This window comes from Citrobacter sp. wls718, assembly GCF_005280945.1.
Taxonomy (GTDB): domain Bacteria; phylum Pseudomonadota; class Gammaproteobacteria; order Enterobacterales; family Enterobacteriaceae; genus Citrobacter; species Citrobacter gillenii.
In genome coordinates this window covers 58,726-66,734 of record NZ_SZWV01000069.1, presented here as the reverse complement: position 1 = coordinate 66,734, position 8,009 = coordinate 58,726, and the positions used below count along the sequence as shown (strand labels likewise).

General features: G+C 54.4%; 7 protein-coding genes and 1 pseudogene. 4 read left to right on the top strand and 4 right to left on the bottom strand.

From position 1 onward, the window contains the following. Positions 1-130: pseudogene (locus FDW95_RS23850) on the top strand (ketose-bisphosphate aldolase); the annotation flags it as partial. Then, positions 127-1,131, top strand: coding sequence for a carbohydrate kinase family protein (locus FDW95_RS14215; RefSeq protein ID WP_115259682.1), 1,005 nt, complete (start codon positions 127-129; stop codon positions 1,129-1,131). The pseudogene FDW95_RS23850 and the gene FDW95_RS14215, both read left to right, overlap by 4 nt. 87 nt (positions 1,132-1,218) lie before the next feature. Here FDW95_RS14215 and FDW95_RS14210 read toward each other — a convergent pair whose 3' ends face one another. Then, complete coding sequence (locus FDW95_RS14210; RefSeq protein ID WP_115259683.1) at positions 1,219-1,950, bottom strand: response regulator transcription factor; 732 nt, start codon at positions 1,948-1,950, stop codon at positions 1,219-1,221. Between the two features lie 288 nt (positions 1,951-2,238). Here FDW95_RS14210 and fdhF point away from each other — a divergent pair, with 288 nt between their 5' ends. Together fdhF and yjcO are read left to right on the top strand one after the other, a co-directional pair. Then, complete coding sequence (gene fdhF / locus FDW95_RS14205) at positions 2,239-4,386, top strand: formate dehydrogenase subunit alpha (protein WP_115259684.1); 2,148 nt, start codon at positions 2,239-2,241, stop codon at positions 4,384-4,386. Positions 4,387-4,568: 182 nt separating this feature from the next. Next, positions 4,569-5,252: a Sel1 family TPR-like repeat protein YjcO gene (gene yjcO / locus FDW95_RS14200; RefSeq protein WP_115259685.1), complete on the top strand. Its 684-nt coding sequence runs from the start codon at positions 4,569-4,571 to the stop codon at positions 5,250-5,252. Between the two features lie 81 nt (positions 5,253-5,333). On the opposite strand, the gene gltP is transcribed toward yjcO, so the two are convergent. The 3 genes from gltP to nrfF all read right to left on the bottom strand — a co-directional run. Continuing rightward, positions 5,334-6,644, bottom strand: coding sequence for a glutamate/aspartate:proton symporter GltP (gene gltP / locus FDW95_RS14195; RefSeq protein ID WP_096758683.1), 1,311 nt, complete (start codon positions 6,642-6,644; stop codon positions 5,334-5,336). A 344-nt stretch (positions 6,645-6,988) separates the two neighbouring features. Next, complete coding sequence (gene nrfG, locus FDW95_RS14190) at positions 6,989-7,606, bottom strand: heme lyase NrfEFG subunit NrfG (RefSeq protein WP_096758684.1); 618 nt, start codon at positions 7,604-7,606, stop codon at positions 6,989-6,991. Further along, a partial coding sequence (gene nrfF / locus FDW95_RS14185; protein WP_249359108.1) for a heme lyase NrfEFG subunit NrfF occupies positions 7,603-8,009 on the bottom strand: 407 nt, incomplete at its 5' end. The genes nrfF and nrfG, both read right to left, overlap by 4 nt.

Sequence of the window (8,009 nt, the reverse complement as noted above, 5' to 3'; positions counted from 1 at the left end):
GGAGTCGCGGATGAACAACCGCCAGCCGCTGTACGACGAATTTGCTGAGCTGCTGTTGGGTATCGAAGAGGCCATTACCGATACCGTCTCCGAACAGATGCGCATCTTTGGCAGCGCGGGGCAGGCCTGATGGAACGCAGAGGCATTATCGCCGCAGGCAACATGCTGGTCGATCATGTGCATCAAATTGTGCAGTGGCCGGAGTGCGGCTGGCTGGCGGAGATCACCCACAGCGAACGCGCTACCGGCGGTGCGCCCCTGAACGTGCTGCTGACGCTGGCGAAAATGCACACCGGGCTACCGCTGCAGGCGGTGGGATTGATCGGTCAGGACAGCGATGGCGACTACATTATGGCGATGCTCGAGCAGTATCACGTGAATCGCCAGCACGTGCAGCGCACCACGTCCGCCCCCACCTCGATGTCGCAGGTGATGACCGACCCGAGCGGCCAGCGCACTTTTTTTCATTCTCCCGGCGCAAACCGGCTGCTGGATCTGCCCGCCTTTGAGCAGCTTGATAGCGCGATGAAAATTTTCCATCTCGGCTATCTGCTGCTGCTCGACAGCCTGGACAAGCCGGATGATACCTTTGGCACGCGCAGCGCTCGGCTACTGGCGCAAATGCGCAATAACGGGTTTGAAACATCGCTGGACCTGGTGTCGCGCAAGGGCGATCCGCGCTATCAGCCGCTGGTAATGCCAGCGCTCCGTCATCTCGATTATCTGGTGATCAACGAGCTGGAGGCCGGGGAATTCAGCGGGCTGGCGATCCGCCAGCCTAACGGTGAGCTGCATATCCCGCACATCGCCAGCGCTGCACGTGAGCTGCTGGACGCGGGCGTGCGCCAGCGGGTGGTGATCCACTGCCCGGAAGGAGCCTGGGGCGAAACGCCGGATCGAGACGGCACATGGATCCCTTCGCAGTATCTGGCGCAGGAGGAGATCGTCGGCAGCGTCGGTGCGGGGGATGCATTTTGCGCCGGATTTTTGTACGGCTGCCATGAGCACTGGTCGCTGGAAGGGAGTATCCGGCTGGCGCACGCCTGCGCGCGGGCCAGTTTGCTGTGCGCCAATGCCATCGACGGCGCGAAAACGCTGGCAGAGTTAAAAGCTGGGATGGCTGATGCCTGATGCGCTGCGCTTATCAGGCCTACGTAGCCATTATCGCTTTTGTAGGCTGGATAAGGCGTTTACGCCGCATCCGGCAACTGCACACGATCACGCCGCTTTTTCGTGATGCTGGACGTCAGCGGCAAACACGTATCCCAACCCGCGCAGGGTTTTAATCAGCATAGGCTGATGCGGGTTGGCTTCTATTTTGCGCCGCAGTCGCATGATTAACACGTCGATGGTGCGATCAAACACCTCGACGCTATCGCTGCGCGTCAGTTCCAGCAGCTGCTCGCGGCTCAGCACCCGCCGGGCATTTTGTGCCAACGCCAGCAGCAGGCTGTATTCACCCTGCGTCAGGTCGACTTTCAACTGCTGGGGATTACGCAACTGGCAGCCCGCGGTATCCAGATGCCAGCCATTAAAGGAAAGCCCGGTGGTTTGCGCACCCGAGCCTTCAGGCGTGAGCACGCCTACGCGTCTGAGCACCGCCTTCACCCGCGCCACCAGCACCCGCGCATTGAACGGTTTACCGATGTAATCATCAGCGCCCATTTCCAGCCCGACCACCACATCCGACTCACTACCCATTCCTGTAAGCATCACTACCGGCAGGCCAGGCCTCATCTTTTGCACCTGTTGCAGCACCATCAGGCCGTTGGTGTCGGGCAGCACCATATCCAGTAAAACCAGCGCAATATCCGGCTGAGTCTCAATGCAGCGCAACGCCGCCTGTCCGGTATGACAGGTCGTCACGGCAAAGACGTGTTCGCTCAGCACATCCTCCAGGAGTGCGCAGATTGTTACGTCATCATCCACAACCAGTATCGCCGGCTTCATTGTTTTTCCCCATCTCGCGCCAACTCAAATGAGTGTGAATGATTCTGCACAGAGTGACAGCGATAAGGCACAAGGACGTGCGGGAAACATAGCCCCGGTCACACTGCCGGGCCGTCACACTTGTAGGATTCGTCACGTCAAATATGACGACAGCCTGTTTTTCGTCAGGGTTTTGCTCAAATGATGCCCGTATTATCGGCCAATGCCCCTGCTAAAAACATGGCATAAAAGATGCATAACAAAAACGACAAGCGCGTATGCGCGATTTGATTAACTGGAGCGAGACCGATGAAAAAAGTCGTCACGGTTTGCCCATATTGCGCATCAGGTTGCAAAATCAACCTGGTGGTCGATAACGGCAAAATCGTCCGGGCTGAGGCGGCGCAGGGGAAAACCAACCAGGGTACCCTGTGTCTGAAGGGCTATTATGGCTGGGATTTTATCAACGATACCCAGATCCTAACCCCTCGCCTGAAAACCCCAATGATCCGTCGCCAACGTGGCGGCAAACTGGAATCTGTTTCCTGGGATGAAGCGCTGGATTACGTGGCAACTCGCCTGAGCGCCATCAAAGCGAAGTATGGCCCGGATGCTATTCAGACGACCGGTTCATCTCGCGGAACGGGTAATGAAACCAACTATGTAATGCAAAAATTCGCACGCGCCGTTATTGGTACCAATAACGTTGACTGCTGCGCTCGCGTCTGACACGGCCCTTCGGTTGCAGGTCTGCACCAATCGGTCGGTAACGGCGCAATGAGTAATGCGATTAACGAAATTGATAACACCGATTTAGTGTTTATTTTCGGGTACAACCCGGCGGATTCCCACCCTATCGTGGCGAATCACGTGATTAACGCTAAACGTAACGGGGCGAAAATTATCGTCTGCGATCCGCGCAAAATTGAAACCGCGCGCATTGCCGACATGCACATCGCGTTAAGAAACGGCTCGAATATCGCGCTGCTCAACGCTATGGGTCATGTCATCATCGAAGAAAAACTGTACGACCAGGCGTTCGTGGCCTCACGTACGGAAGGCTTCGAAGAGTACAGCAAGATCGTCGAAGGCTATACGCCGGAGTCCGTCGAAGACATTACTGGCGTGAGCGCACAGGAAATTCGTCAGGCTGCACGTATGTATGCATCGGCAAAAAGCGCGGCTATCCTGTGGGGCATGGGCGTGACCCAGTTCTATCAGGGCGTGGAAACCGTGCGTTCACTGACCAGCCTCGCCATGCTGACCGGCAACCTCGGTAAGCCAAGCGTGGGCGTTAACCCGGTTCGTGGCCAGAACAACGTTCAGGGCGCGTGCGACATGGGTGCGCTGCCGGATACCTATCCGGGCTATCAGTACGTTAAGTTCCCGGAAAACCGCGAGAAGTTTGCTAAAGCCTGGGGCGTAGAAAGCCTGCCTGCCCATACCGGCTATCGCATCAGCGAGCTGCCGCACCGTGCGGCGCATGGCGAAGTGCGCGCGGCGTACATTATGGGTGAAGATCCATTACAGACCGATGCTGAACTGTCCGCAGTGCGCAAAGGTTTTGCGGATCTGGAACTGGTCATCGTGCAGGATATCTTCATGACCAAAACCGCCGCTGCCGCAGACGTTATTTTACCGTCTACGTCATGGGGTGAGCATGAAGGCGTCTACTCTGCGGCTGACCGTGGCTTCCAGCGCTTCTTTAAAGCAGTTGAGCCGAAGTGGGATCTGAAAACGGACTGGCAGATTATCAGTGAAATTGCTACCCGTATGGGCTACCCGATGCACTACAACAACACCCAGGAAATCTGGGATGAGTTGCGCGGCCTGTGCCCGGATTTCTACGGCGCCACCTACGAGAAGATGGGCGAACTGGGCTATATCCAGTGGCCTTGTCGCGACACCTCGGATGCCGATCAGGGCACGTCTTACCTCTTCAAAGAGAAGTTTGACACCCCGAACGGTCTGGCACAGTTCTTTACCTGCGACTGGGTTGCGCCAATCGACAAGCTGACCGACGAGTACCCGATGGTCCTGTCGACGGTGCGCGAAGTCGGCCACTACTCTTGCCGTTCAATGACCGGCAACTGTGCGGCGCTGGCGGCATTAGCGGATGAACCGGGCTACGCCCAGATCAACACCGCCGATGCTGAACGTCTGGGCATTCAGGATGAAGAGCTGGTGTGGGTTAACTCGCGTAAAGGTCGTGTCATCACGCGTGCAGCAGTCAGCGATCGTCCGAACAAAGGCGCGATTTACATGACCTACCAGTGGTGGATTGGGGCCTGTAATGAACTGGTCACCGAGAACCTGAGTCCGATTACCAAAACGCCAGAGTACAAGTACTGTGCCGTCAACGTTGAGCGCATTGCCGATCAGCGTGCTGCCGAGCAGTATGTGATTGATGAGTACACCAAGCTGAAAGCCAGTCTGCGCGAAAGCGCGATGGGCTGATTTGCCGGATGGCGGCATGAATGCCTTATCCGGCCTACGACCTGTTTCCACTGTAGGCCTGATAAGATGCGTTGGCATCGCCATCAGGCATTTTCCTTACAACGGTCTCCATTCGGAGGCCGTTTTTTTATGCAAATAATCTCTCTATACTGTTCGTTCCCTACTCTAAATCTAAAAATAAGATGAAACGACTTTTCGCCTTGATGGTGTTATTGACATATTTTGCCCATGCCGAAGAACCAGGTAGCCAGTTCCTGAAGGCCGCCGAGGCTGGAGACCGACGCGCACAATACTTTCTCGCCGATACCTGGTTTAGTTCAGGCAATTTGAGTAAAGCCGAATACTGGGCGCAAAAGGCTGCCGACAATGGCGATTCGGACGCCTGGGCTCTGTTGGCACAAATTAAAATTACCAATCCAGTCAGTCTGGATTATCCGCAAGCCAAAACGCTGGCTGAAAAAGCGGCCCAGGCGGGCAGTAAGAGCGGCGAAATTACACTGGCACGTATCCTGGTCAATACCCAGGCGGGGCGTACCGATTACCCCAAAGCCATTACGCTGTTACAAAACGCCTCGGAGAATCTGGAGAGCGACTCAGCCGTTGATGCGCAGATGCTGCTCGGCCTGATTTACGCCAACGGCGTAGGCATTCCCGCAGACGATGACAAAGCCACCTGGTATTTCAAACGCAGCTCGGCCATTTCGCGTACCGGGTATTCCGAGTACTGGGCCGGGATGATGTTCTTAAACGGTGAGCAGGGTTTTATTGAAAAGAATAAACAGAAGGCACTGCACTGGTTGAATCTGAGCTGTACGGAAGGGTTTGATACCGGCTGCGAAGAGTTTGATAAGTTAACGAACGGGTAGTGAAGGTGGATTGCCTGATAAGCATAGCGCCATCCGGCAATCCAGAGCGGGTTGCCGGATGGCGGCGTTGCCTTATCCGGCCTACACGGCGGTCTTATCAAATTTGCCCAATACTTCGCGCTCATAGGCCAGCGCTTTTTTACGGTCAAATTTATGTTCCCACTTGGCGATAACCAGTACCGCCAACGCGTTACCCACCACGTTCAGCGCAGTACGCGCCATGTCGAGGATACGGTCAACACCGGCGATAAATGCCAGACCTTCCAGCGGAATACCCACGCTACCCAGCGTAGCCAACAACACCACAAACGACACGCCCGGCACACCCGCGATCCCTTTCGAGGTCACCATCAGCGTCAGCACCAGTACGATTTCCTGCCACAACGACAGGTCAATGCCGTACAGCTGGGCGATAAAAATCGCGGCGATACTCTGGTACAGCGTCGAACCGTCAAGGTTGAACGAATACCCGGTCGGCACCACAAAACTGGTGATGGAGGCCGGTGCGCCATAGGCTTCCATCTTCTCAATAATACGCGGCAGCACGCTCTCAGAGCTGGCGGTAGAGTAGGCCAGAATCAGTTCGTCTTTCAGGATACGAATCAGGATCCAGATGCTCAAACCGCACACGCGCGCCACGATACCGAGCACCACCAGCGCGAAGAACAGGATGGCGAAATGCACCAGCAGCACCAGCTTCGCCAGCGGCCACAGGGAGGCAAAACCGAAGTTCGCCACGGTGACGGCGATCAGCGCAAAGACACCGACCGGCGCATAACGCATCACCATGTGCGTCACTTTAAACATCGTTTCAGAGATGGAACGGAACACGGTCACCAGCGGTTCGCGGTGAGTGGCCGGCAGTGAAGACAGGCCCAGACCAAACAGCACCGAGAAGAAGATAATCGGCAGCATGTCGCCTTTCGCCATCGACGCAACGATGTTGGTCGGCACCAGTGACAAAATCGTACCCATCAGGCCATGCGCGTGGCTCTGCACTTCTGCGGTTGTACTTTGATATTTCGAAATATCCACGGTCGCCAGCTGCGACATATCGACACCGGTACCAGGCTGGAACACATTCGCCAGCGTGATGCCGAGGATAATTGCCACGGTGGTGATCACTTCGAAATAGATAATGGTTTTGGCGCCAATACGACCCAGCTGTTTGGCATCACCGACCCCGGCAATACCGACGATCAACGTGGAGATAACTATCGGCACAACAATCATTTTGATCAGGTGGATAAAGATATCCCCTGCCGGAGACAGCAGGTTAACTACCAGCCATTCGCGGCTGTCACTGTGATAATGCAGGTAACTCCCCAGCAAAATGCCCAGCACCATGGCGATCAAAATCTGCCAGGCCAGGCTGACTTTCAAATTTTTCATAACAACGGACTTCCTCGATGGAGCGCTATTTCACATATAACCTATGGGAATAGTACATACTGAAAGGGTATGAATTGTGTTGCGTTCGTTTATGGAATTTTTTAACGCTTATTATCATTATCATTTGCATGGCATTCAGCGCAACCCTTTAAGAACAGGGCCTTTAGCTGATTTTATGCATAAAAACGCGAGTTTATGCGGGTCATCATGAATAACTTTTTGTTATAAAAGAATATTCATTTGATAAAAAATGAAGAATTATGACTGTGCGTTTTTTTCGCTAATTTGTTCAACTGCTGTTTTTTTGCACAGCAAAAACGACGCAAATCACAAAAAAACAAAAATTATTTTTGTCGATTCTGCAGCAATTTCGCCATATTGATTGAGTCAATCAACTGAGCACGATCCACCCTCGGCGAGTTTAAATCGAGAACTTTTTGCCACTGCAAAATAGCCTGTGCATAGTCAGCCTGCATAAACGCATCAGCAGCCAGCAGCATCAGCGCGGTAACTTCTGTCGGGTCCAGCGCCAGCGATTTCTCAATCATCTCACGGGTTTGCGGCGTCATATGCTGCCCGGACTGATAGTACAGCACCGTCGCCAGTGCCGAATAGATCTCGGCGTTTTCACCGCGCAAACGCAGCGCCTGCTCATAGGCCAGTAGAGCATTATGATACGCGTTTTGCCAAAGATAATACTCACCCAGTTGCGCCCATTGCGTGCTGTCTTGCGGGTTGGCACGTATTTTTGACTGCAGCGAAAGCAGTTGTTTTTCCTGCATATTTTCATCAGAAAACGCATGTAACGGGTCAGCCAGTCGCGCCTGCTCCTGCTGGACCGCCTGCCATTTTGGCGACAACAAATACCCTCCCGTACAGGCAATCACCATCAGCACAGCTATAGCGGCCAGGCGTTTTACCGGCATCGGACGTAACGGTGCACAACATTCAGGCTGACTCATCGTTCATCCTCTTCTACGCGCTGGCGCGTTCTCACCCGCCAGATAATCACGCCCACCAGCAGCAATAACAGGCACGGCAGTGCCCACAACAACAGCGTCTGCTCATTGAGCGGCGGGTTATAGCGGACGAAATCACCGTAACGATCGGTCATCCACGTGGTGATCTCATGTTCACTTTTGCCCTCTGCCACCATGCTATACACCTGATGACGCATACTGACCGCCACCGGCGCATTGGATTCCAGTAAGTTTTGATTCTGGCACTGTGGGCAGCGCAACTGGCTGGCAATAGACAGCGCTTTTTCCTGCTGTTGCGGGTTGTCAAAACGCCAGGTGTCGACAACCTGGGCATGCGTAGCGAAAGTAATGAAAAACAAGACGATCGTTAAGAGTAAAAACTTTC

Excerpts from the sequence above, each read along its gene's own strand:
- yjcO (WP_115259685.1), top strand. The coding sequence starts at position 4,569 with ATGAAACGACTTTTCGCCTTGATGGTGTTATTGACATATTTTGCCCAT.
- gltP (WP_096758683.1), bottom strand. The coding sequence starts at position 6,644 with ATGAAAAATTTGAAAGTCAGCCTGGCCTGGCAGATTTTGATCGCCATG.
- FDW95_RS14210 (WP_115259683.1), bottom strand. The coding sequence starts at position 1,950 with ATGAAGCCGGCGATACTGGTTGTGGATGATGACGTAACAATCTGCGCA.
- nrfG (WP_096758684.1), bottom strand. The coding sequence starts at position 7,606 with ATGAGTCAGCCTGAATGTTGTGCACCGTTACGTCCGATGCCGGTAAAA.